The sequence below is a fragment of the Microbispora sp. NBRC 16548 genome (genome assembly GCF_030268985.1).
GTDB lineage: Bacteria > Actinomycetota > Actinomycetes > Streptosporangiales > Streptosporangiaceae > Microbispora > Microbispora catharanthi.
On sequence record NZ_BSSF01000017.1, the window covers coordinates 110,376 to 134,477 of the forward strand.

Consider the following 24,102-nt stretch of genomic DNA (forward strand, 5'->3'; position numbering starts at 1 on the left):
TAGCCGTGCACGTGCCCGATGGGTTCTTTGACGTCCCCGTGTCCGTCGGTGCCGGGGTTTTCGCGGCCGCCGGGGTGGCGGTCTGCCTGCGGGGCGCCAAACGGGAGCTCGACGACCGGACCGCCCCCATGGCGGGCCTGGTGGCCGCGTTCATCTTCGCGGCGCAGATGCTCAACTTCCCCGTGGCGGCCGGCACCAGCGGTCACCTGCTCGGCGGGGCCCTGGCGGCGATACTCGTCGGGCCGTACACCGCCGTGTTGTGCGTCGCGGTCGTGCTGCTCGTCCAGGGATTCTTCTTCGCCGACGGCGGGCTGACCGCGCTGGGCGTCAACATCACGCTGATGGCGATCGTGACCGCGGTCGTCGGCTGGGCGGTGTTCCGGCTGATCGCCCGGGGCGGGCCGCGCGGGCGGGCGACGCTGGTGGCCGCGTCGTTCGTGGCGGCGCTGGTCTCCGTCCCGGCGGCGGCGCTCGTGTTCACGGCCCTGTTCTGGCTCGGCGGCACCGCGCCGATCGAGGTGGGCTCGGTGGCCGCCGCGATGGGCGGTGTGCACCTGCTCATCGGGCTCGGCGAGGGCTTCATCACCGCGCTCACCGTGAGCAGCGTGCTGGCCGTGCGTCCCGATCTCGTGTACGGCGCGCGCGGGATGACCAGGGCGCTGACGCTGCGCACCGCCGATGGGGAGGTTCAGGTCGGGCCGGCGGCTCGGGAGGCTCCCTCGGCCGGGATCGGCCTGCGTCCGGTCCTGGTAGGCGGTGCGCTCGTGGCCGTGCTGCTGGCCGGCGTCGTCTCGTTCTACGCCTCCAGCGCCCCCGACGGGCTGGAGAAGGTGGCGGCCGACAAGGGCCTGAGCGCGCAGGAGAAGCCGCACGCGGCGGAGGGCGGCCCGCTGGCCGGATACAGCGTCAAGGGCGTGGAGAACCAGCGGATGTCCGGCGGCCTGGCCGGGGTGGCGGGTGTCGCGCTGACGGTCGTGGCCGGAGGCGGTGTGTTCTACGTCATCCGCAGGCGCCGGCGCGCGGCCGACGCGATGACGCCCGCGAGTGCCCAGTGAGTCCCCTGAGTGTGCTGAGTTCGATGAGCACCGCGCCGATGAGGCCGTGAGCGCCCTGCCCGCATGCTGGGCGGGGCGGGTCGGCGATGATGAGACTGTGAGTGCGAAGTGAGCGCCGGGCACCATCACCCGATCTACCGGCCCGCCGACACGCCCGTCCACCGGCTGCCGCCCCAGTGCAAGCTGGCGGCGGTCGTCGCCTTCGCGGTGTTCGTGGTCGCCACGCCGCGCGAGCGCTTCTGGGCGTTCGCCGTCGACGCGCTGCTGCTGGCCGCCGTGGCGGCCGCCGCCCGGGTGCCGGCGGGCGCGATCGTGCGGCGCATGGCGATCGAGGTGCCGTTCGTGCTGTTCGCGCTGGCGATTCCGCTGATCGGCACGGGTGAGCGGATCCAGGTGGCCGGCCTGTCGTTGAGCGCCCCTGGCCTGTGGGCGGCCTGGAACATCCTGGCCAAGGCCTCGCTGGGCGTGGTCGCCTCGATCCTGCTGGCGGCCACGACCGAGCCCCGGATGATGCTGCTCGGTGCCGAGCGGTTGCGGCTGCCCCGGCTGCTCGTGCAGATCGCGACGTTCATGCTGCGCTACCTGGACGTGATCCTCGACCAGATGCGGCGCATGCGGATCGCCAGGGAGTCGCGGGGATTCGTCGCCCGGGACCTCAGGCAGGCCCCCGTGCTGGCGAAGTCGGCGGGCGCCCTGTTCATCCGCTCGTACGAGCGGGGGGAGCGGGTCCACCTCGCCATGCTGAGCCGCGGCTACACGGGCGAGATGCCGACGATTAGGGATATATCGGCGACTGGGCGAGACTGGGCGGTGGCGGGCATGCTGCCTTGCCTCGCCGCGGTGACGGCCCTACTGGCGTGGAGCACGACATGACCTCCGGCAGCACCTCGCTCACGGTGAGCAGGCTCGCGTACGCCTACCCCGACGGGACGCAGGCGTTGTACGGCGTGGACCTGACGATCGAGCGGGGGGAGCGGGTCGCCCTGCTCGGCCCGAACGGCGCGGGCAAGACCACGCTCGTCATGCACCTCAACGGCATCCTCGCGGCCGGGCACGGGACGGTGGAGGTGGCCGGGCTTCCCGTGCGCGCGGACACCCTGCGGGAGATCCGCCGCCGGGTCGGGCTGGTGTTCCAGGATCCGGACGACCAGCTCTTCATGCCGACCGTACGGGAGGACGTCGCCTTCGGCCCGGCCAACCTCGGGCTGCGCGGCGCGGAACTCGACCGCCGCGTGCGCGACGCGCTGGAGCGGGTCGGCATGCTGGACGCGATCGACCGGCCGCCGCACCACCTGTCCTTCGGCCAGCGCCGCCGGGTGGCCGTGGCCACGGTGCTGGCGATGGAGCCGGAGATCCTCGTCCTCGACGAGCCGTCGTCCAATCTCGACCCGGCGTCCCGCCGTGAGCTGGCCGAGATCCTGAAGAGCCTGGACGTGACCGTGCTGATGGTCACCCACGATCTGCCGTACGCGCTGGAGCTGTGCGAGCGTTCGCTCATCATGTCCGAGGGGGTGATCGCCGCCGACGGGACGACGCACGCGCTGCTCGCCGACGAGCGGTTGCTCGCCGCGCACCGGCTGGAACTCCCCTACGGCTTCGCCGTCCCTGCTCAGCAGGGGTGATGGATAAGTAAAGTGGGCCGGAGCTGAGGAGGTCCCGAGGATGAAGCTGCGGCTCGCACGCCAATCGCTTTCCAATGCCGTGGTGGTGGCCGTGGAGGGGGAGCTCGACCTGTTCACGGCCCCGTTCCTGCGTGACGAGATACGAGACGCCATACGCGACGACGGCCCGACGCTCGTGCTGGACCTCGGCGCGCTGTCGTTCATGGACTCCAGCGGGCTCAGCGTGCTCATCGAGGCATGGCGGCTCGCCACGAGCGAGGGCGGCGGGGTGTGCCTCGCCTCACCGCAGCCTCCGGTGGCCCGCATCCTGCGCACGACCGGCCTGGACCGGCGGATCAAGGTCTACCCCGACGTCGATACCGCGATTTTGCAGCACCCCGAGTAGAACTTCATTCGGTTCGCGCGTTAAGGTCCGGCTATGGATCTGAACGGAGCAGCAGCAATCATCTCGGGCGGTGCCAGCGGCCTCGGCGAGGCCTCGGCCCGCGAGCTGGCCCGTGTCGGCGCGACCGTGGTCGTGGCCGACCTGAACGCGGAGCGCGGCAAGGCGCTGGCCGACGAGATCGGCGGCGTGTTCGCCCACACCGACGTGTCCGACGAGGCGTCGGTGCAGGCCGCGGTGGAGGCGGCGGTCGCCACCGGCAAGCCGTTGCGCGCCGTGATCAGCAGCGCCGGCATCGGCTGGGCGCAGCGCACCGTCGGACGGGACGGCTCGCCGCACGACCTGGCGTCCTACCGCAAGGTGATCGACGTCAACCTGATCGGCACCTTCAATCTCATGCGCATCGGCGCGGCGGCCATGGCCAAGACCGAGCCGGTGGACGAGGACGGCGCCCGCGGCGTCGTCATCAACACCGCGTCGGTCGCCGGCATCGAGGGCCAGACGGGCCAGGTGGCGTACTCCGCGTCCAAGGGCGGCATCATCGGCATGACCCTCCCCGCGGCCCGCGACCTCGCGGCCATCGGCGTCCGCGTGCTGACCATCGCCCCGGGCATCATCGACACCCCGATCTACGGGAAGATCGGCGACAAGAACGCCGAGGAGTTCAAGGCCAAGCTCATCGGGCCGGTGGCGTTCCCCAAGCGGCTCGGCAAGGCCGCCGAATTCGGCCACCTGGTGCGTGCGCTGATCGAGAACGACTACATGAACGGCGAGGTCATCCGTTTCGACGGCGGCATCCGCTTCCAGCCCAAGTAAGCCGAGTGAGGTCAGGTGTCCGAGGTGAACTCCGGGCCGGCCGCTGAGCCGGACGAGGTACTCGTAGAGATCGTCGACGGCGGCGTGGCCGTCGTCACCATCAACCGGCCCAAGGCCAGGAACGCCGTGAACGGCGCGGTGGCGCGCGGCATCGCGGCCGCCCTGGACGAGCTGGACGAAAGCCCCGACGTGTCCGCGATCGTCCTCACCGGGGCCGGCGGCACGTTCTCGGCAGGCATGGACCTGAAGGGCTTCCTCACCGGGGACATGCCGGTGGTCGAGGGCCGGGGCTTCGGCGGCATCACCGAGGCGCCGCCGAAGAAGCCGATCCTCGCCGCGGTCGAGGGGTACGCGCTGGCCGGCGGGTTCGAGCTGGCGCTGTCGTGCGACATCATCGTGGCGTCCGAGGAGGCCAAGTTCGGCCTGCCGGAGCCCAAGCGCGGCCTGGTGGCCGGCGCGGGCGGGATCATGCGGCTGCCGCGCCGGATCCCCTACCACGTCGCCATGGAGATCGCCCTGACCGGCGATCACTACCCGGCCGCCCGGCTGTACGAGCTGGGGCTGGTCAACCGGATCACGTACCCGGGCGAGGCGCTCAACGGCGCGCTCGAACTGGCCCGCACGATCGCCGCGAACGCGCCGCTGGCGCTCGCCGCGACCAAGCGGGTCATCGTCGAGTCGGCCGACTGGTCGCTCGACGAGATGTTCCGCAAGCAGGGTGAGATCGTGAGCCCGGTCTTCATCTCGAAGGACGCGATGGAGGGCGCGGCGGCCTTCGCCGAGAAGCGCGCCCCCGTCTGGAAGGGCGAGTAACCCTCGCGTCGTAAGGCCGCTCGGGGCGCTCCGCGCAGTGCCCGCTCGGGGCGCTCCGCGCAGGGGCGCCCCAAGTCATGTCCGGGGGCGTCGGCGGCGTCGCCGTGCGGACTCGGGACGGTTCCCGGGACCGGTGTCCCCTGCGTGTCCCCGCCGGGGGGCGGGACCTCGGGGTAGTGTCCGGGTCCGGTTGGGCCGCTGTCCTAACCCGCATGACGGACGGCGCATCGGCCGCTCTGGTGACGCGGAGCCCGGGTCCGCCCGCCTACCTTCTCTCGTGAAGATCATCACGAAGGGGAGACAGATGAATCTGCGAACAGGGCGTGGGACCTGGCTGGCGGCCGGGGCGGTGGCGGGGCTGCTCGTGGGCGGCGGGGGAATCGCCGTGGCCACGACGGCGGCGACGACCTCGTCGATCGTCGCCTGCGTGGGAGCCGACGGCGTGATGCGAATGGCCGGGGAACTGGAGTCGGCCCAGGCCGGGGCAGCGGGGCTTGCCGCGCCCACTCCCTCCGCCACGGCGCCCGCGTCGGTGTGCCGCGTCGGCGAGCGGACGGTCACCTGGAACGTCGCCGGCCCTGAAGGCCCTCAGGGCCCGCAGGGCGCGACCGGCCCCCAGGGCGCGACCGGCCCCCAGGGCCCCAAGGGGGACAAGGGCGAGCCGGGCGCCGCCTACGGGCAGACCTACATCGCCCAGAAGAGCCCCACCTACGAGAGGGGAACGCGGGTCGAGGTGGTGCGGATCCCCCAGGTGCCCGCGGGAGACTACGTAATACAGACCAGCGTCAACACCAAGATCGTCGCCCCGTCTCCCGGGAGCCAGACCGCCACCTGCGAGGTCAGCACACCCACGGGCGTAACCTCCGCGCTGCCGCGGCAGTCCGGCTCAAGCAAGTCGGACGGCGGCATCCTGCTCGCCTTCTTCGTCACAGCCAAGCTGGACACGCCCGGCCCGGTGGTTCTCACATGTGAGCTCTCTTCGGAGTACTCCGTAAGGGTCACCTCCGAGAGCAGGCTGATGGCGACCAGCGTGCCCGAGGTCGTCACGACCTCGCCGACCCCCACGCCGTCCGTTCCTCCGACCCCCACGCCGTCCGCTCCTCCGACGGCAACGCCGACCGCAACGCCGTCCGTTCCTCCGACCCCCACGCCGTCGGCCCCTCCGACGGCAACGCCGACCGCAACGCCGTCCGTTCCTCCGACCCCCACGCCGTCGGCCCCTCCGACCGCAACGCCGTCGCACTGACGAAGCAGTAGGACGGCTCAGCGCAGGCGAGGAGGCGCTCGACGGAATCGCTCTCGCCTCCGGCGGGCGAGAGCGAGGCCAGGTCAGAGCGGGTCGCCGAGGGGGCCGTGCTCCTCCTCCAGGACGTCGGCCCAGTGCGCAGCCCAGTCTGGCCGGGTGCCGTCCGCGTCGGTGAAGCCGTACTCCTTGTACAGCCCCCAGGTGGCCAGGGCACGTCCGGTCTTGGCCATGACGCCGGGGTCTGCGGCCAGGGCGGCGACGGCCCGTCCCAGGTAGGCGGGGGTCTCGGAGTGGGCGAAGTGCGGGTCCTTGCGTGCACCGTCACGCCAGTTGGCCTCGGTCACGCCGAAGTGCTCCAGCATGGCTTCCGAGCGCAGAAAGCCCGGCGTGACGGCGACGGCCGCGACGCCGTACGGCTTGAGCTCCGCCGCCTGCGCCACGGCCAGGCGGATCACGGTGGACTTGGCGATGTCGTAGAAGAACGAGCCGCGATAGCGGGCGGTGTTGCCGTCGGTGACCTCCACGACCAGGCCGCTCCGGCGGGCGACCATCAGCGGAAGCGCGAACCGGCTCGTGACGATGTGGGTCTCCACCGCCCGGCGCAGCAGTCGCAGGCCGGTGTCGAGGTCCTGCTCCCACAGGGGATGCTCCCAGTCGGTCAGCGCGTCGCCGCCCCACACCGAGTTGACCAGAACGTCGAGCCGCCCGTCCTGCTCGGCGGCGATCCGGTCGGCCAGGGCACGCACCTCCTCGGGGTCGCTGTGGTCGGTGCGCACCGCGATGCCGGTGCCGCCGGCCGCGGTGACCCGCGCGGCGGTCTCCTCGATGGTCTCGGGACGGTCCAGGTCGGAGCGGCCCGCCGTGCTGCTGCGGCCGGAGACGTAGACCGTGGCGCCCGCGGCCCCGAGTTCGACGGCGATCCCGCGGCCGCCGCCCCGCGTGCCTCCCGCGACCAGGGCGACCTTCCCGGCGAGCGGCTGTCCGTCGTTCACGACATCTCCTTCGAACGGGTATGAGGCGACAGGAGGGCGGTGACCGCCCGCCGGAGCCGCTCCGGCAGCGTGTCCTGCCGGTCGAGAGCCCACGTCAGGCCGGTGCCGGCGATCAGCGCCTGGACGGCCCCGGCCAGCGCGGCGGTGTCGGTGCCGATCCGCAGCTCTCCCTCGGCCACCGCCTCGTCGAGCAGGGCCAGGATCGCCCTTCGCTGCGCCTCGTGGATGGTCAGGGCGTACTCGTGCAGCTGCGGATCGGTGAGATCCATGCACAGGAACGCCAGGTGATTGGCGAAGCGCTCCGGGGTGTCCATGAGGGACATCGACTCCTCGGCCAGCGCCACCAGCGCCGCCAGCGGGGAGGGACGCCCCTGCCGCAGCCGCTCGTGGTGTGCCTCCGCCTCGTGGGCGGACTGGCGCGCCAGTGCCACCAGCAGGCCGCGTTTGGACCCGAAACGCTGCACGAGGGTGCCGGGCACGAGCCCCACCTCGTCGGCGACCGCGGCGAGGGTCAGCCCCGCGGGACCCACCCGGCCGATCACTTCGGCCGCCGCACGCAGGATCACCGAATCGTCCACTCCGCGGGGGCGTCCCGCCACCGGTCCCTCCTCGTTTATAAATGACTGTTCATTTATTAATACAGCTGCCCGCCTCTCCTGGCAACCCGATGGCATGATCCGGGCGGATCGGGGCAGTCCGCTCGTTCGTGAGCGGGACTGCGTACGGTGAAGCCATGAGTGATTCCGGGCCCGGGCTCCCCCGGCCGGGCCGGTCGATGCGGGAGCGGACGTCCGCGCTGCTCACCGGTGCCCTCGGCAGCGCGATCCTGATGATCGTGCTCGTGGCGGTGATGTGGGCGATCGAGATCGTCGACTACGTGGAGAACGGACGGCTCGACAGGTACGGCATCCTGGCCCACGAGCCGGACGGCCTGCCCGGGATCCTGTTCGCGCCGTTCCTGCACGCCGGGTTCGGCCATCTGATGGCGAACTCGGTGCCGCTGCTGATCCTGGGGTTCGTGGCCGCCATCAGGGGGATCGGCAGGTTCCTCGCGGCGAGCCTGGTCATCATCCTGGTCAGCGGGCTGGGTGTGTGGTTCACCAGCCCGCCGGACACGCTGACGATCGGCGCGAGCGGCCTCGTCTTCGGATATTTCGGTTATGTGGTGGCCCGGGGGTTGTTCGACCGCCGGGCCCTCGACATCGTGCTCGGCGTCGTGGTCGCCGTGCTGTACTACTCGATCCTGTGGGGGGCCCTGCCCACCCAGCCGGGTGTCTCCTGGCAGGGCCACCTGTTCGGCCTCATCGGCGGCGTGATCGCCGCCTGGCTGCTACGCCGCCGCACGACCTGACGCGCGAACGGCTGCCGCACCCCGGCACGGGACCGGAAAACGAAAAAGCCGACGGTCCGGAGACCGTCGGCGAGATCGGCGGCCGCCGGAGAGGCGGCCGCCGTGGAACCACTAGAGACGCTCGACCACGTAGTCGACGCAGGAGGTCAGCGCCTCGACGTCGGCGGGGTCGACCGCCGGGAACATCGCGATCCGCAGCTGGTTGCGGCCGAGCTTGCGGTAGGGCTCGGTGTCCACGATGCCGTTGGCCCGCAGCACCTTCGCGACCGCCGCGGCGTCCACGGCGTCGTCGAAGTCGATGGTCCCGACGACGTTGGAACGCTGCGCCGGGTCGGCCACGAACGGCGTGGTGTACGACGTCTTCTCGGCCCAGGTGTACAGCCGCGAGGCGGAGTCGGCCGACCGGCCGGTGGTCCAGGCGAGGCCGCCCTGGGCGTTCATCCAGTCGATCTGGTCGGCCAGCAGGAACAGCGTGGCGACCGCCGGGGTGTTGTACGTCTGGTCCTTGACCGAGTTGTCGATCGCGGTCGGCAGGCTGAAGAACTCGGGCACGAACCGGCCGCTCTCGGCGATCTCCGTCACCCGGGCGAGCGCCTTCGGCGAGAACAGCGCGATCCACAGGCCGCCGTCGGAGGCGAAGCTCTTCTGCGGGGCGAAGTAGTAGACGTCGAACTCCTCGGCGGAGACCGGCAGGCCGCCGGCGCCGCTGGTGGCGTCCACGAGGACGAGCGACTCGTCGTCCGCGCCACCGCTGGTCGGCCGCTTGATGGGCATGGCGACGCCGGTGGAGGTCTCGTTGTGGGTGAGCGCGTAGACGTCCACGCCCTCCTCGGCGACCGGCAGCGGGTGGCTGCCCGGCTCCGACTTGATCACCGAGGGGTCGGCGAGCCAGGGAGCCTTCTTCGCGACCGTCGCGAACTTCGAGGAGAACTCCCCGAAGTTCAGGTGCTGCGACTTCTCCCGGATCAGCCCGAAGGACGCGATGTCCCAGAACGCCGTGGTGCCGCCGTTGCCCAGCACGACCTCGTATCCCTCGGGGAGGGAGAACAGGTCGGTGAGCCCGGCGCGGACGCGGGCGACGAGGTTCTTCACCGGCTTCTGCCGGTGGGAGGTGCCCATCACCTTCGCCCCGGCGTCGGCGAGAGCGGCGAGCTGCTCGGGGCGTACCTTCGAGGGCCCGCAGCCGAAGCGGCCGTCGGCGGGCTTGATGTCAGCGGGAATCACGATGTCAGCCACGGTTCAAGCGTAGTGAGACCTGCGGATGCTCTAGACCATGGTCCGGATGGTGAGACATCATGGTCTCGTTTTAAGATCACGCACCACCTCAAGAATGGACTCCACCCCCCGGGAGACATCCGCGTGGCCGACCCGCACGCCGTCATCGAGGCACTGGTTCGCAGGCCGTTCTTCTGGCGCTCCGACCGCCCCCTGCCCCTCGTCCTCGTGGTCGGCCGCGACGGCGGCGCCTTCGACGCGGCCCGGCGGCTCGCCGCGCCCTTCGAGGACTCCCTCCCGCAGGCCACGGTCAGGGCGGGGGAGTACGACACGCTGCGTGAGCTCGTCGCGGCGCTGGCAGGGGAGCGCGGCCAGCTCGGCATGCCCGTCGGCGGCTCGTTCCTGCCCCCGCCGCGGTTCCCGCTCGTCCAGTTCGTGCTGTGGGCGCGGCGCCAGCGCGAGGAGCCGCCTCCCGGGGAGCCGGTCGACGTGCCGGGCCGGATCTGGCCGCCCGACCCGCAGTCGCGTACCGGCCAGGAGGAGTTCAAGGAGCGCCTCAAGGACTGGCGCAGGGGCAGGTACGGCGGCGACCGGGGGCGCAGGACCGCGGCGGACTTCCTCGGCCGCGCGGCCACCACCTGGGTGCCGGTGGGCACGCTCGCCGCCTGGGGGCTCGGCGGCGCCTCCGACCTGGTCGGCCTGATCCCCTGGGCGCTCGGCGTGCTCGTCGCCGTCGTCGGCACGTTGATCCAGGCCATGCTCTCGATCAGGGGGTCCCTCTTCAACGGCTGGTTCAGGAAGCAGCCCTACCTGAGCAGGAAGCCCTTCGAGCGCCTGGCGAAGTACGCGCTGCGCGTCGCCAACGCGAGCGAGGCGGAGGTCGAGCGGCTGCTCGTCCACGCGTTGTGCCGGGACCTGCGCCAGGCCTACCAGAAGTGGCTGATTCCGTGGCCGAGCTGGGGGCGCGGCCTGTACGCGATGCTGGTCCTCGACGCGCGGTGGTCCGGCGACGTCAACGAGCGGTTACTGCGCACGTTGGAGGAGACGGTCGAGGAGACCGGGCTGCTGCCGCCGCTCCTGGTGCTGGCCGCGGTGCCCGAGTCGTTCGCCCCGGGCAGCCGGCCGGTCACTGCGGGCCGGCTGTCGGACCTGTCCGCGCTGGTGGCGGCGTGGCGGACGGCGGCGCGGCGGCGGGTGCCGCCGCTGCGGCTGATGGTCAGCGCGCCCGCGATCCCGCCGGACGACGACTACCGGCCGCACCTGATGGGCAGCCGGATGCGGGCGATCGGCTACTGGTGCGTGATGGCGCTGCTGGTCATCGGTCCTGTCGTCCTGCTCGGGCGCATCCAGCAGGACCGGAACGCGCACTGCGGCGGCCTGTCCTGGGTCGAGCGCGTCGGCAAGGAGTGCGTGGGCGTCGTGAACGCCGACGGGACCACCCCGGACGGGCTCTTCCCGTCGGACGAGTTGACGAGGCTCGTCGCCCGGATCGACCACAACAACGCCCTGGCCAGGGAGGCCGGGACGTACGTGAGCGTGGTGCTGTTCGGCGAGTACTCCGTCGCGCAGGATCAGAGCGACAGCGCGTTCGTCGGGGCCCGGGCGGAGCTGACGGCCGTGGAGGAGTACCAGCGCGGCGTCTCCGGCGCGCCCCGCCTCCAGGTGCTGGTGGCCAACGCCGGCACGAACTTCGGCCAGGGGCGGCGTACGGCGGAGCTGGTCAGCGAGATGGCGGCCGAGGACCCCCGGGTGCTCGGGGTGATCGGTTTCCAGCGCAGCGTCGGCGGCGTCGAGGAGGCCATCCGGACGCTGGACGCGGCGAAGATCCCGATGCTGGTGACCACCGCGACCGCCGACCGGCTCGGGTACCTGTCGGACGACCCCGCCCGGTCCGGGTCCGGCTACCCCTCCCCGTACGTGTTCCGCCTGGGGCCGTCGAACCGGCGGCAGGCGCGGCTGGCCGCCAGGTTCGCCCGCGACCGGCTCCTCGGCGGTGTGCCCAAGCCGTCCGCGGTGGTCGTCCAGGACCAGACGGACGACGACAACTACACGAACAACCTCGCCGCCGACTACGCGGACGAGGCCGGCGCGGTGGGGATCACGGTCGGCGACCGCGTCGCGTACAAGGACCGGGGAACGGGCATGGACCTGGCGGTGAGCCGGGCCTGCGGACACGGGCCCGACCTGCTCCTCTACGCGGGGCGCGCGGCCGACTTCCTCGACTTCCTGCGCTACGTCGAGGGCAAGGACTGCGGCAAGGAGCCGATCAAGGTCCTCGCGGGCGACGACGTCATCAAGGCGGTGGCCAACAGCGGCGCGGTGATCGGCGACTACCGGCGCGTCCAGGTCTACTACGCGGCGCTGGCGAGCCGTGAGCTGTGGCGCGACGGCGCCGCGGCGCCGACGGGCTTCGTGCAGAGCCTGCTGAGCGGCCGGCACGCGAAGGAGTCCGACGACAACCTCATCCTCAGCTACGACGCCGTGAAGCTCTTCTACGAGCGCGTCAACGCGGCCTATCGGGGCGGGCTGCCCAGCAGGGGAGACGTGCTCTACCAGATCTCACTCGTCTCCCCGCGCGACAGGTGGAACGGTTCGGGCGGGGTGATCTCCTTCGGCGCCGCCGCCCACGAGCCCGAGAACAAGACCATCGCGATCCTCAAGGTGAACGACTCCGGCAGGTCCGAGGTCGCGGAGCGCTGCGGGCGCCTGGCGACCACCGAGCCCGAGGACACCAAGGAGATCTGCCGGAACCTCGACGGGGACGCCGGGGAGCGCGCGGCCCGAAACGCCCCGGCGGCGGTCTCGTCCGTGAGCCCGTCCGTGAGCCCGTCCGTGAGCCCGTCCGTGAGCCCGTCCGTGAGCCCGTCCGTGAGCCCGCGCAAGGACGCCGCCGACCCTGGCCGGTGACGCGGGGGCGCCCGGTGACGCGGAAACGGCCCGCCCCCGGAAAGGGGCGAGCCGTCACGGGTTCTGACGGTGCGCGGGCGGGCCCGGCGGCCTCTCGGAGCTTGTGGCACGCCGCAGGGCCACGACCCGCGCCGAGGCTCAGACCTTGCCGACGACCTCGGCGGCGCCGGGCACCTCGTTGATGGAGCGCTGCTTCGGGCCCACGTAGTCGGCGCTGGGGCGGACCAGCCTGCCCGTGCGCTTCTGCTCCAGGATGTGGGCGGCCCAGCCGGCGGTCCGGGCGCAGGTGAACATCGAGGTGAACATGTTCGACGGCACCTCGGCGAAGTCGAGGACCACCGCGGCCCAGTACTCCACGTTGGTCGCGAGGACCCGGTCCGGCTTGCGGGCGTGCAGCTCCTCGAGCGCGGCGGTCTCCAGCGCGGCGGCGACCTCGTAGCGCGGCGCGCCCAGCTCCTTGGCCGTACGGCGCAGCACGCGGGCGCGCGGGTCCTCGGCCCGGTAGACCCGGTGGCCGAAGCCCATGAGCCGCTGGCCCTTGTCGAGCTCGCTCTGGACGTACTTGCGGGCGTCACCCATCTTCTCGACGCCCTCGATCATGTGCAGCACCCGCGCGGGCGCGCCGCCGTGCAGCGGGCCGGACATCGCGCCGACCGCGCCCGACAGGGCGGCCGCCACGTCGGCGCCCGTGGAGGCGATCACGCGCGCGGTGAACGTCGAGGCGTTCATGCCGTGCTCCGCGGCCGACGTCCAGTAGGCGTCGATGGCCTTCACGTGCTTGGGATCGGGCTCACCGCGCCAGCGGACCATGAAGCGCTCGACGATGCTCTCGGCCTCGTCGACGCGCTTCTGCGGGACCATGGGCAGGCCCAGGCCACGAGCCGACTGCGCGACGAACGACAGAGCGGTCACCGAGGCGCGTGCGAGATCGTCGCGGGCCTGGTCGTCGTCGATGTCGAGCAGCGGGCGGAAGCCGTACGAAGGCGCGAGCATGGCCAGCGCGCTCTGTACGTCTACTCGGATGTCGCCGGAATGGACGGGAAGTGGGTACGGCTCCGCCGGGGGCAGGCCCGGCTGGAACGTGTTGTCGACGAGCAGGCCCCAGACGTGTCCATAGGAGACATTGCCCACGAGCTCTTCGATGTCGACGCCCCGGTATCGCAGGGCGCCCCCTTCTTTGTCCGGTTCCGCGATCTCGGTCTCGAACGCCACCACGCCTTCGAGCCCGGGTTTGAAGTCGGACATTCTCGGCCGCCTCCCTCTCTTGTGAAGTCCAGAGCCTTGATGTCGAGATACCGGCGGGTCAATTTAACCCGCAGCGCCCGACTGTCGCGCCCCCGGCCCTACCCAACGGGGTTCTCCCAGGTAGGGGCCACCGAGCGAGACGTATGCCGAGCACGCGAGAATACCTTTCCGTGGACAGCGCTTCGCACCTCCCCGGGCTCCGGCACAGCTATGAAGGTGAGCCCCTGCTCGAATCCGGTATGGCCGCCGACCCGGTGACGCAGTTCGCGCTGTGGTTCGCGGACGCGGTCGCCGCGGGCCTGCCCGAACCGAACGCCATGGTCGTCGCCACCAGCTCCGCCGGTGGCCGTCCCTCCGCCCGCACCGTCCTCCTCAAGGGCTTCGACGAGCGCGGGTTCGTCTTCTTCACCAACTACGAGTCTCGCAAGGGCCGCGACCTCGGTGAGAACCCGCGCGCCTGCCTGCTGTTCCCGTGGCATCCCATCAGGCGGCAGGTCCGTGTGGAGGGCTTCGTCGTACGGCTCCCGCGCGAGGACAGCGCCGCCTACTTCCACTCTCGCCCGTACGGCTCCCGCATCGGCGCGTGGGCCTCCCGTCAGTCGGCGGTCGTGGAGTCGAGGGAGCAGCTCGACGCCAGGTTCCGGGAGCTGGCCGAGCGCTGGCCGCAGGACCCGCCGCTGCCGGACTTCTGGGGCGGATTCCGGGTGGTGCCGGCGGAGGTCGAGTTCTGGCAGGGCCAGACCGACCGCATGCACGACCGGCTCCGCTATCGCCGGACCGGCGGAACCTGGACGCTGGAGCGTCTCGCCCCCTGAGGTCCCGCCCCCAGATCCGATGAGAGCAGCTCCGATGAGGGCAGATCCGATGAGAGCAGCTCCGATCAGGGCAGCCCGGCCGCGACCGTGATGTCGGCGAGGAAGCCGGAGTACGCCTCGTCCCGGTCGGGCGCGCGCAGGATCGCCGAGGGGTGGATCGTCGCCACGTAGTACGCCCCCTCGCGCCGGGGGACCGGCTCTCCCCGATGCCTGGTGACGCGGAAGTCCGGGCCCAGTAGGGCCCGGGCGGCCGTGGCCCCCAGCACCACCGTCACCTCCGGGTCCACCAGGCGCATCTCGGCCTCGAGCCAGGGCCGGCAGGCGTTGATCTCTCCCACGGTGGGCTTCTGGTGGATTCTGCGCTTGCCACGAGGTTCGTACTTGAAGTGTTTGACCGCGTTGGTCACGTACACCGCCTCGCGCTCGATGCCCGCCTCTTCGAGCGCCTTATCGAGGATGCGCCCAGCGGGCCCGACGAACGGCGCGCCCTCGCGGTCCTCCTGGTCGCCCGGCTGCTCGCCGACCAGCATGAACCGTGCGCCGGGAACGCCCTCGCCGAAGACCGTCTGCGTGGCGGCTCGGTAGAGGTCGCAGCCCTCGCAGTGTCGTGCGGCCTCCCTGAGCGCGGGCAGGCTGATCTCCGCCGGAAGGAATCGCTGGGCTCCGATGTTTCCCACCCTGGGTCGCTTCCCCAATAAGGTCGGCTGCGAACACGCGGGGAGGTCGTAGCATCGATTTACAAGGACTGGAGGAGCCTTGACCGCACACGGCCTGATCGACACGACGGAGATGTATCTCCGGACGATATTCGAGCTCGAAGAGGAGGGCATCGTCCCGCTCCGCGCTCGGATCGCCGAGCGCCTGCAGCAGAGCGGTCCGACCGTCAGCCAGACGGTGGCGCGCATGGAGCGCGACGGCCTGGTCAAGGTCGAGGGGGACAGGCACCTCAGCATGACCGCGCTGGGCCGCACGCTGGCCATCCGCGTCATGCGCAAGCACCGCCTGGCCGAGTGCCTGCTGACCCAGGTGATCGGCATGCCCTGGGAAGAGGTCCACATCGAGGCGTGCCGCTGGGAGCACGTCATGTCGGAGTCGGTGGAGACCCGGCTCGTGAACCTTCTCAAGAACCCCCGGGTGTGCCCGCACGGCAACCCGATCCCCGGTCTGGACGAGCTGGGGGTGCCTCAGTCCGGTTCGGCCGGAGATGAGATGGTGTCTCCCATGGTGACCCTCGCGGGACAGGCCCCCGTGCCCGTTGTAGTGCGCCGAATCAGCGAACAAGTGCAAAGCGACCCCGCCGTGATGCTTAAACTCAAGCAAGTTGGGATACAACCCGGACGCGAGGTGACGCTCGCGGCGAGTGACAACGGTGTAACGGTGACTGGTGATGGTGAGGTGGGAACCACGACCGCGGACCTTCCGAGGGACGTCGCCTCACACGTTTTTGTCACCAGACGATGACGGAATGAGTTGTGCCTGGTTGAATCCCCTAGGGAGTCCTTTCATTTCTCGCGACCCAGCCTTCGCAGGAGCGCCCGTGCCCGGCATAGCGAACCCACCTCGTCAAGGGACGGCCGTGGCATGAGGCGATGGGGAGATCTGTCACAGGACGCCGACGACCACCTTTCCGCCGGTTCCGTGCTCGACCACGCGGAGATGGCCGTGGTCGTGACCGACCGCTTCAGCAATGTCCTGTACTGGAACCCCTTCGCCGAGCAGCTGTTCGGCCGCGTGGGCGCGTCTCCGGGCAAGGAGTCGCTGCACACCCTCGGGATTTCGGAGAAGGACCATCCGCTCACGGCCGAACTGGCCAAGCACGTGCTGCGCGGCGGTGTGTGGGAGGGCACGTTCGACGTGGCCCGCGGCGACGGCTCCATGATCTACGTACGCGCGCAGGCCGTGCCGCTGCGGCACCCCTCCGGCTCCGTGAGCGGCATCGTGATCACCGCGCGCGAGGCGATGCGCAGCAACGAGCGTGAGAAGGACCGCTTCGGCCTGCTCGAGCGGATCGGCGAGCGGCTCGCCGGCTCCCTGTACGTCGAGGAGACGCTCAACCGGGTCGCGGAGATGCTCGTCCCGCAGTTCGCCGACCACTGCTTCATCGAACTGGTCGAGGGCGACCGCCTGGTGCGCAAGGTCTCCACGCACGTGAACGGCTGGACGCCGCCGCCGGACACCTGGCGGCCGGTGGGCGCGGAGATCAGATACCCCCTCGGGCACTACGCCGAGGCCGCCGTGCGCCGCCAGGAGACGATCCTCGTCGAGGACCTCTCCCAGGTCAGCTATCCGGCGCCGAGCGAGGGCGCGGCCCGGCTGTGCGGCGAGATCGGGATGACCTCGGCCATCGTCGCCCCGCTGTGCGTGCGCGGCGAGACGCTCGGCCTGATGTACCTCGGCCTGTCGAACCTCACGAACCGGCGCTCGCCCCACTACGACACCTTCGACCGCGACTTCGTCGGCGCCATCGCCACCCGCGTCGCGCTCGCCGTCGACAACGCGCTGCTGTTCGAGGAGGAGCGGCACACCGCCGAGTCGTTCCAGAAGCACCTGCTCCCGCGTCAGCCGCTGCCCTCGCTCGACGGCCTGGAGATCGCGGTCCGCTACTACCCGGCCGCCCCGCTCGCCTCGCACGGCCAGGGCATCCAGACCCAGGTGGGCGGCGACTGGTACGACGTGATCCCGCTGTCGGCCGGCCGCGTCGGCATCGTGATCGGAGACGTCGAGGGCCGGGGAGCCAAGGCGGCGGCGGTCATGGGCCAGCTCAGGGCCGCGTTGCGGGCCTTCGCCCAGGACGACAAACCGCCCGCCGACATCCTCGCCCGCCTGGACGAGTGGACCAGGATCGTCGCCGCGCCGGAACACGACGACTTCGGCGCCGACATCACCAACCCGCCGATCGTCACCTGTCAATACATGGTGTACGACGCGTGGTCGAGGCAGCTGTCGTTCGCCAACGCCGGGCACGCGCCGCCGCTGCTTATCGTGGACGGCGAGGTCAGAGACCTGGACATCACCGAGGTCGGCCAGCCGCTCGGAGTTCGGGCCAAGGGCATGCACGCCGACCTGGTCTACAAGGAGGAGACGAGGGTGCTGCCGCCCGGCGCGACCCTGCTTCTCTACACCGACGGCCTGGTCGATCGCAGGCCGCCGCGCGACTCCGCCACGGGCGTCCCCGGCGACGACGAGGCGCTCGACATCCTGCGGGAGAAGCTCGCCAAGGCGTCGGGAGAGTCCGTCGAGCGCATCGCCGACCTGGCCACGGTGGCCGTCCCCGGCGAGATCGACGACGACATGGCCATCCTCGTCGTCCGTTCTGCGGGCACGGAGCTGCAGTCCCAGGAGCGGACGTTCCCGGCCCAGCCGATCATGGTGAGCGAGGCGCGGCGGATGGCGTCGGAGGCGTTCGCGGGTTGGCAGGTGCCCGAGGAACGCGCGGAGCTGGCCTGCCTGCTCGTCTCCGAGGTCGTGACCAACGTGGTCCTGCACGCCGCCAGCGCCAGTGTGCCGCGCCGCGAGCTGGTGCTCGACGGGCCGCCGCTGCCGTTCGACGAGTCGTGGGACGTGCCGGGCTTCGAGGAGGAGATCGCGGGCGACAAGGAGTTCACCCTGCGGCTGCGCAGGGGCGGGGAGTCCGTCTGGGTCGAGGTCTTCGACCAGGACCTGCGCCTGCCCCGCATCCGCAGCGCGGGGGAGAACGACGAGGGCGGCCGTGGCCTCTATCTCGTCGACCAGCTGGCGCGACGCTGGGGCTCCCGCCCGACCCGCGAGGGCAAGGCGGTCTGGTTCGAGATTCCCATCGGCGGTCGTTAGGTCGTGACGCGCCCCCGGTGCGGGGGCACGTCACGGTCAGTTCTTCTGCTTCATGCAGCTGTAGCCGCTCGGGCGTTCGGGTTCGAGCGTCACCTGCCGCAGCACGGTCGCTTCCATGGAGATGCGGAAGGTCTCCTGGTTCGCGCAGTCGTACAACGCGTACGCGCCCTCGCGTTCGCCGAGCAGCAGCACCTCCACACCGCCGCGCAGCACCTTGCCGCTTTCGCGGTCGTTGAGCACCACCCACTGGTCCTGGAAGCCCACCATCGACAGGAGCATGCTGGCGGGCCTGCCCTTCTCGGCGACGGCGAGCGCGTCGCTCTCCATCTGCCCCATCAGCGCGAAGCCCAGCCCGATGCCGGTGAACGCGGCCACCACGATCTTCATGCCCGCGCGGCCGGCAGGACGCCGCCGCAGCAGCCGGAACGGCACGAGGAAGGCCAGGGCGCCGATCACCACCGCGGTGATCACGATGCCGACCAGCGACGCGCCCTCTCCCAGCCCGAGGTAACCGAGAAAGCCCCAGTAGCTCGCTCCGCACCACAGCGCGCCGGCGGTCGCGGCGGCCCACGGGCGCACGCGTACGGCCTGGGCCAGGCGGAACAGATGGCCGAGGGTGGCCTTGTCGAGCAGCCAGACGGCCGCCACGATGACGCCCGCGAGCAGCGCGCCGGCGATGATGAGCAGGATCAGCGTCCCCACCAGGCGGCCGAACATGGTGGCCTGGTCGATGCCCGCCTGTTCCGGGCTGATGTTGAAGATGCCGTACACCTGCTGGATGCCGAGATAGAGCAGCGCGTAGAGGGCGATGCCGATGGGCACCACGACCGATCCGCTGCGTTCCAGCAAGTCGATGACGCCGGCTTTCACGTCCGGCTCCGGCAGGTCGGCGAGGCCGGTGTGTTCCTCCGGCTTAGTCATGGTCATTTGTCGGTTCATTTCGTCTTCAATCAATGCGACGGAACATGATTGCAGCCCGCGCGGACGAGCACGCACGGGATCCGCCTCAACGGACGGACGGCGGACGCGACACGCTGCGCGCTTCTTTCCGGCCGTCCCTGGTGCTTGACTCGGACGCATGGAGCTCGCCCACGACCGTCGCGGCAGCGGCCCGCCGCTGGTCCTCCTCCACGGCATCGGTCACCACCGCCAGGGCTGGCTGCCGGTCCTCGATCTGCTCGCGGAGCGGCACGACGTCATCGCGGTTGACCTGCCCGGCTTCGGCGAGTCCCCGCCGCTGCCGTACGGCACGCCGTACAACGTGGAGACACTGGGGCGGGCGGTGCGGGAGTTCTGGACCGGGCTCGGCCTGAGCCGGCCGCACGTCGCGGGCAACTCGCTGGGCGGCTACATCGCGCTCGACCTGGCGTCCTCCGCCGACGTCCGCACGGCCGTCGCGCTGTCTCCCGCCGGGTTCTGGTCCCGGCCCGAGCACGCGTACGCGCGGGCCGTGCTGCGCCTGCTGCGGCTGGCGGCACGGGCGGACGGACTGCCCGCGCTCGCGGCCCGCACGGACGAGGGGAAGGCGTTGGCCTTGGGCCTGTTCGTGGCCCGTCCGGAGCGGCTGGCGCGTGAGGCCGTGCTCGCGGCGGCCACGGCGCTGCGCGAGTGCGTGGGGTTCGAGGAGACGCTGGACTCGCTGGCGTGGGTCGCGCCGCCCGCGCCGCCCCAGGTGCCGGTCACGATCGCCTGGGGCGACCGCGACCGGCTGCTGCCACGCCGCCAGGCCGTACGGGCGGCGCGGTGGGCGGGGCAGCGGACGCTGCTGCTGCGGGGCTGCGGCCACGTGCCGATGAGCGACGACCCGGAACTGGTCGCGCGGGTGATCGTCGAAGGCAGCAGCCTCGAAGGCGGCGAAGACCCTCGCTGAGTCTCCCCGCGCTGCTTGTGCCGAGGGACACGCGGGGGCGGGGAAACCCGCGCATACTGATCAGTGTGGATACCGGACTCATCCTTCTGGTCTTCCTGGCGCTCCTGTTCGCGTGGCTGCTGAACAAGGTGCGCCGGTTCTTCCGGCTGAGCCCGGTGGCCTACGGAGGCGTGATGGTCGTGTTCGTGGTGGCCATGCTGCTGATCTGGGGACAGCAGCACAGCTGATCGGCCGGCGGGGGTCAGAAGCCGAAGGACCGGCCGATGATCTCCTTCATGATCTCGGTGGTGCCGCCGTAGATCGTCTGTACGCGGCTGTCCAGCCAGGCCTTGGCCACCGGATACTCCAGCATGTAGCCGTAGCCGCCATGGAGCTGGACGCATCGGTCGACGACCTTGTTCTGCAGCTCGGTCGTCCACCACTTGGCCTTCGCGGCGTCCACCGCCGTGAGCTCCTTGGCGTTGAGCGCTTGCACGCTCTTGTCCACGTAGTGGCGGGCGATCTCCACTTCGGTGGCCAGCTCGGCCAGCAGGAACCGGGTGTTCTGGAACTTGCCGATGCTGCGGCCGAAGGCCGTACGGTTGCGGCAGTACTCGATCGTCTCCTCCAGCACCGTCTCCGCCGCGGCCACGGCCGCCACCGCGATCGACAGCCGCTCCTGCGGCAGGTTGTTCATGAGCTGGAAGAAGCCCTGACCCTCCTCGTCGCCCAGGAGATTGGCCACCGGCACCCGGACGTTCTCGAAGAACAACTCGGCGGTGTCCTGCGCGTGCATGCCGACCTTCTCCAGGTTGCGGCCGCGGGTGAAGCCCTCCATGCCGCGCTCCACGACCAGCAGCGAGGTGCCCCGCGCGCCCGCCGAGGGGTCGGTCTTGGCCACGACCACGACGAGGTCGGAGTTGATGCCGTTGGTGATGAAGGTCTTCTGCCCGTTCACCACGTAGTGGTCGCCCTCGCGGACGGCGGTGGTGCGGATGCCCTGCAGGTCGCTGCCGGCCCCCGGCTCGGTCATCGCGATGGCCGTGATCAGCTCGCCGGACGCGAAGCCGGGCAGCCAGCGCTGCTTCTGCTCGTCGTTGGTCAGATCGACCATGTACGGCGCCATGATGTCGTTGTGCAGGCCGAATCCCAGGCCGCTGGCGCCGACGCGGATGATCTCCTCGACGATCACCACGTTGTAGCGGAAGTCGGTGATCCCCGAGCCGCCGTACTCCTCCGGCACCGAGAAGCCGAACATGCCCAGCTCGCCCGCCTTCTTCCACACCTCGCGGGGGACGATGCCGTCCTTCTCCCACTGCCCGTGGTGGGGGACGACCTCGCGGGCCATGAACTCACGGACGGTCTCGCGGAAGAGGTCGTGCTCCTCGTCGAAGAGGTCTCGCCGCATCGGGTACGCCTTCCGGCTCAGAATCTGTTGGCCGCACCAGAATACGATTCTGGTCCTCCGCTGGTCGATCGGCTTCATGTTGTACGGACGGTCACAACTCCGAAACCATCGCGATAACGACCCCTTTGACCGCTTCGGTTGCCCCTAAGATCTACCTTCGGTTTGCTATAGGCCCGCCAGGGCGGACCTGTGATCGGAGTATGTGGTGATTCGGTGGAAAGCTGGTCTTCCTAGGACCGTGGCTGCCTTGGCCCTCGGCCTGGCTGGTACGGCGGCGATTGTCGTACCGGCGGTGACGGCGCAGGCCAATACCGCCGATCTCGTGGTGGACTACGCCTGTCAGCAAGGCATCGCCGGCACGGGCTCGGGCACCGTCTATCTCCGGACGAAGCTCACCGTCCCGACGACGCTGAACGTGGGCGATCCGCTCACCGTCGCGTGGAAGCTCGGCTACAAGGACGCGACGCGCTTCGGAGCGCCCGCGCGACTGCCCAACGGCGGCCGGACCGAGGTGACCGGGAGGGTCAACCTCACCGGCAGCTGGATCGGGCAGCTTCAGCCCAAGGGATCCGTGGACCAGCCGGGCGCGATGATCAAGGGCACCCCGCTCAAGCTTCCCGACGGCATCGCCGACTTCGCCTACACGGATCGGGAGGGCACCCTCACGGTCAAGCCCGGCAAGCTGTTCGTCGACTTCCGTCCCCCCGCCTCCGAGGTCATGGTCAACGACGACGACCCGGCGATCACCTACAGCGGCGGCTGGGAGAACCTCGAGGGGCAGCCGAGCGGGGACAACGACTATCACCTCGACCTGCACCGGACCACGGTGAGCGGCGCCTGGGCGTCCCTCACCTTCACCGGCACCGGAGTGGAGTACGTCGCGCAGCGGGACCGGCGTGCGGGACCGATCGACATCGACGTCGACGGTCAGCCGGGTACACCGCCGCGGATCGACCCCTCGACGAACGACGACGGCACCCCGGTGAACGACGCCAACAAGGGCGGGCAGACCCTGTGGAAGTTCCACGGTCTCAAGTACGGTGAGCACACGATCACGATCAAGAACGTCGAGGACGGCAAGTGGGGCCAGCTCGACGCGTTCCGCGTGGTCACCCGGGAGCTGGCCAACCCGCCGCAGGAGTACCGCGCCGAGTGCACGCTCATCAGCGCACCGGTCGCCGTTCAGGTGACGATCGGCGGCGGGACGAACAGCAGCCCGTCGGCTTCGGTGGAGCCGAGCGAGTCGCCGGACAGCTCGCCTTCTCCGGACAGCTCGGCCAGCCCTTCGGGAAGCGTCTCGCCGAGTGCGTCGCCCACGGCCACGCCTTCGGGGTCGCCGAGCGGCGACCAGTCTCCGTCGGCCTCACCGTCGCCGTCCGCGAGCAGGAGCCCGAACCTGGCGCCGACACAGAACTACGTCGTCACCGTGGTCACAGTGCAGGGCAGTCCGTCGCCTACGGCGACGAAGACGGTCACGCTGACCGCGACGCCGAGCGTGGCGCAGGTGGCGATCACGCCGCAGGGCGGTGCGCAGACCGGTGAGGCTCCGGAGCGCGTGTCGTCCTCGGGCATGCTGCTGATCGGCTCGGGCGGCGCGCTGTTGATGATCGGCATGCTCAGCGGTGTGGCGATGCTCCGGCGTAGGGCGGCGCACTCGGGCGAGCGGGGCTGAGGAGGATGACGATGAACGACACTCCTGACGGCGGGGCTCCCGAGCAGGGCAGCACGGGCACCGACGCCAAGAAGACGCGCAAGCCGCTGCCCCAGCCGGTCCTCGCGGGCCTGCTCGTGGCCGGGTCGTTCGGCGGCATCGCGGCGGTGATGGCCGGGATGCTCGCCGTGCTGAGCCCCTCGGACTCCCAGGAGAGCGGGCCGGTCCCGGGTGCGGTGAACGTCCAGGACGCGGGCAGCGTGGCCTTCCTGCCGCCGACCGTCGGCCCGGGCGGGCCGGGTGTGGCCCTCACGGCGGCGGACCCGACCGCGCCGCCGCCGGCTCCGGCGATGCAGCCGATCGCCCCGCTGACCCTCACGAGCGTGGCCTCGTCGTCCTCGAAGCCGCTGTCGTCCTCGTCGTTCAGTGCGAAGACGACGACGACCAAGAAGGTCACCGGCAGGCCGCTCAAGATCAGCATTCCCGCGATCGGCGTGAAGGCCGCGGTGGGCTCGGTGGGCGTGGACAAGTCCGGCGTCATCCAGACGCCCCCGCTGAGCAAGCCCAGCCTCACCGGCTGGTACCGCTTCGGACCGGCCCCCGGCGACCAGGGGCCGGCGATCATCCTCGGGCACGTGAACACCCGTAAGGGCGCCGCCGTCTTCAGCCGCCTGCGCGAGCTCAAGCGCGGCAACAAGATCGCCGTTCTCCGTGCGGACGGCAAGATGGCGATCTTCACGGTGGACGGGATCGAGCAGGTCAGCAAGTCGACGTTCCCGACCAAGCGGGTCTACAGCAACACGATCACATCGTCGCTGCGGCTGATCACCTGTGGCGGGGTCTACAACGCCAAGCAGCACCACTACACCGACAACATCATCGTCTACGCGACGCTGACCGAGACCAAGGGCAAGTGATCGCGGGG

The 24,102-nt window shown here is 70.8% G+C and carries 23 protein-coding genes; 16 read left to right on the plus strand and 7 right to left on the minus strand.

What is annotated here, in order from left to right; genetic code table 11:
- Positions 1-5 precede the first annotated feature (5 nt).
- The 7 genes from QSK36_RS35850 (at position 6) to QSK36_RS35880 (ending at position 5,934) form a co-directional block, all read left to right on the plus strand.
- Complete coding sequence (locus tag QSK36_RS35850; RefSeq protein WP_285785456.1) at positions 6-1,055, plus strand: energy-coupling factor ABC transporter permease; 1,050 nt, start codon at positions 6-8, stop codon at positions 1,053-1,055.
- 108 nt (positions 1,056-1,163) lie between these two features.
- A complete protein-coding gene (cbiQ, locus tag QSK36_RS35855) occupies positions 1,164-1,928 on the plus strand; it encodes a cobalt ECF transporter T component CbiQ (protein WP_285785457.1) in 765 nt (254 codons plus the stop codon).
- On the plus strand, positions 1,925-2,677 hold the full coding sequence (locus QSK36_RS35860) for an energy-coupling factor ABC transporter ATP-binding protein (protein WP_285785458.1): 753 nt from the start codon (positions 1,925-1,927) through the stop codon (positions 2,675-2,677). The genes cbiQ and QSK36_RS35860 overlap by 4 nt, the downstream gene beginning before the upstream one ends.
- A 40-nt stretch (positions 2,678-2,717) precedes the next feature.
- Complete coding sequence (locus QSK36_RS35865; RefSeq protein ID WP_182902905.1) at positions 2,718-3,062, plus strand: STAS domain-containing protein; 345 nt, start codon at positions 2,718-2,720, stop codon at positions 3,060-3,062.
- Between the two features lie 33 nt (positions 3,063-3,095).
- Positions 3,096-3,875 (plus strand): SDR family NAD(P)-dependent oxidoreductase, encoded by a 780-nt coding sequence (locus tag QSK36_RS35870; protein WP_183534178.1) that lies wholly within the window; start codon positions 3,096-3,098, stop codon positions 3,873-3,875.
- 15 nt (positions 3,876-3,890) lie between these two features.
- Positions 3,891-4,688, plus strand: coding sequence for a crotonase/enoyl-CoA hydratase family protein (locus QSK36_RS35875; RefSeq protein ID WP_285785459.1), 798 nt, complete (start codon positions 3,891-3,893; stop codon positions 4,686-4,688).
- A 304-nt stretch (positions 4,689-4,992) separates the two neighbouring features.
- Positions 4,993-5,934 (plus strand): hypothetical protein, encoded by a 942-nt coding sequence (locus tag QSK36_RS35880; RefSeq protein ID WP_285785460.1) that lies wholly within the window; start codon positions 4,993-4,995, stop codon positions 5,932-5,934.
- Positions 5,935-6,017: 83 nt separating this feature from the next.
- On the opposite strand, the gene QSK36_RS35885 is transcribed toward QSK36_RS35880, so the two are convergent.
- Positions 6,018-6,926: an SDR family oxidoreductase gene (locus QSK36_RS35885; RefSeq protein ID WP_285785461.1), complete on the minus strand. Its 909-nt coding sequence runs from the start codon at positions 6,924-6,926 to the stop codon at positions 6,018-6,020.
- Positions 6,923-7,525, minus strand: a complete 603-nt coding sequence (locus tag QSK36_RS35890; protein WP_285785462.1) for a TetR/AcrR family transcriptional regulator — start codon at positions 7,523-7,525, stop codon at positions 6,923-6,925. The genes QSK36_RS35885 and QSK36_RS35890 overlap by 4 nt, the downstream gene beginning before the upstream one ends.
- Before the next feature lie 134 nt (positions 7,526-7,659).
- Here QSK36_RS35890 and QSK36_RS43770 point away from each other — a divergent pair, with 134 nt between their 5' ends.
- On the plus strand, positions 7,660-8,277 hold the full coding sequence (locus QSK36_RS43770; protein WP_502883402.1) for a rhomboid family intramembrane serine protease: 618 nt from the start codon (positions 7,660-7,662) through the stop codon (positions 8,275-8,277).
- A gap of 111 nt (positions 8,278-8,388) precedes the next feature.
- Here QSK36_RS43770 and serC read toward each other — a convergent pair whose 3' ends face one another.
- Positions 8,389-9,513 (minus strand): phosphoserine transaminase, encoded by a 1,125-nt coding sequence (serC, locus tag QSK36_RS35900; RefSeq protein ID WP_183534188.1) that lies wholly within the window; start codon positions 9,511-9,513, stop codon positions 8,389-8,391.
- Between the two features lie 123 nt (positions 9,514-9,636).
- Here serC and QSK36_RS35905 point away from each other — a divergent pair, with 123 nt between their 5' ends.
- Positions 9,637-12,399 (plus strand): ABC transporter substrate-binding protein, encoded by a 2,763-nt coding sequence (locus QSK36_RS35905; protein WP_285785463.1) that lies wholly within the window; start codon positions 9,637-9,639, stop codon positions 12,397-12,399.
- Between the two features lie 138 nt (positions 12,400-12,537).
- Here the strand turns inward: QSK36_RS35905 and QSK36_RS35910 are convergent, their stop codons facing one another.
- The gene (locus tag QSK36_RS35910; RefSeq protein ID WP_182902897.1) at positions 12,538-13,644 is read right to left on the minus strand and encodes a citrate synthase 2; all 1,107 of its coding nucleotides are present in this window, start codon (positions 13,642-13,644) and stop codon (positions 12,538-12,540) included.
- 143 nt (positions 13,645-13,787) lie between these two features.
- Between QSK36_RS35910 and pdxH the strand changes: the two genes are divergently transcribed.
- Entirely contained in the window at positions 13,788-14,459 is a 672-nt protein-coding gene (gene pdxH / locus QSK36_RS35915; RefSeq protein WP_502883403.1) for a pyridoxamine 5'-phosphate oxidase, read from the plus strand.
- 65 nt (positions 14,460-14,524) lie between these two features.
- Here the strand turns inward: pdxH and QSK36_RS35920 are convergent, their stop codons facing one another.
- Positions 14,525-15,136: a UdgX family uracil-DNA binding protein gene (locus QSK36_RS35920; RefSeq protein ID WP_285785465.1), complete on the minus strand. Its 612-nt coding sequence runs from the start codon at positions 15,134-15,136 to the stop codon at positions 14,525-14,527.
- Between the two features lie 79 nt (positions 15,137-15,215).
- On the opposite strand from QSK36_RS35920, the gene QSK36_RS35925 reads away from it, so the two are divergent.
- Together QSK36_RS35925 and QSK36_RS35930 are read left to right on the plus strand one after the other, a co-directional pair.
- Complete coding sequence (locus QSK36_RS35925; protein WP_139580490.1) at positions 15,216-15,920, plus strand: iron-dependent transcriptional repressor DtxR; 705 nt, start codon at positions 15,216-15,218, stop codon at positions 15,918-15,920.
- Between the two features lie 120 nt (positions 15,921-16,040).
- The gene (locus QSK36_RS35930) at positions 16,041-18,269 is read left to right on the plus strand and encodes an ATP-binding SpoIIE family protein phosphatase (RefSeq protein WP_182902895.1); all 2,229 of its coding nucleotides are present in this window, start codon (positions 16,041-16,043) and stop codon (positions 18,267-18,269) included.
- 36 nt (positions 18,270-18,305) lie between these two features.
- On the opposite strand, the gene QSK36_RS35935 is transcribed toward QSK36_RS35930, so the two are convergent.
- Positions 18,306-19,196, minus strand: coding sequence for a hypothetical protein (locus tag QSK36_RS35935; RefSeq protein ID WP_285785466.1), 891 nt, complete (start codon positions 19,194-19,196; stop codon positions 18,306-18,308).
- A gap of 151 nt (positions 19,197-19,347) precedes the next feature.
- Between QSK36_RS35935 and QSK36_RS35940 the strand changes: the two genes are divergently transcribed.
- Both QSK36_RS35940 and QSK36_RS35945 read left to right on the plus strand, forming a co-directional pair.
- Entirely contained in the window at positions 19,348-20,139 is a 792-nt protein-coding gene (locus tag QSK36_RS35940) for an alpha/beta fold hydrolase (RefSeq protein ID WP_285785467.1), read from the plus strand.
- A gap of 65 nt (positions 20,140-20,204) precedes the next feature.
- Positions 20,205-20,366 carry a hypothetical protein gene (locus QSK36_RS35945; protein WP_167538831.1) on the plus strand — a complete coding sequence of 54 codons (162 nt, stop codon included), beginning with the start codon at positions 20,205-20,207 and terminating at the stop codon, positions 20,364-20,366.
- 14 nt (positions 20,367-20,380) lie between these two features.
- Here QSK36_RS35945 and QSK36_RS35950 read toward each other — a convergent pair whose 3' ends face one another.
- Entirely contained in the window at positions 20,381-21,526 is a 1,146-nt protein-coding gene (locus QSK36_RS35950; protein WP_285785468.1) for an acyl-CoA dehydrogenase family protein, read from the minus strand.
- Positions 21,527-21,764: 238 nt separating this feature from the next.
- Between QSK36_RS35950 and QSK36_RS35955 the strand changes: the two genes are divergently transcribed.
- Together QSK36_RS35955 and QSK36_RS35960 are read left to right on the plus strand one after the other, a co-directional pair.
- Complete coding sequence (locus QSK36_RS35955; protein WP_285785469.1) at positions 21,765-23,198, plus strand: hypothetical protein; 1,434 nt, start codon at positions 21,765-21,767, stop codon at positions 23,196-23,198.
- A gap of 11 nt (positions 23,199-23,209) precedes the next feature.
- Complete coding sequence (locus tag QSK36_RS35960; RefSeq protein WP_285785470.1) at positions 23,210-24,094, plus strand: class F sortase; 885 nt, start codon at positions 23,210-23,212, stop codon at positions 24,092-24,094.
- The last annotated feature ends 8 nt before the right edge of the window (positions 24,095-24,102 follow it).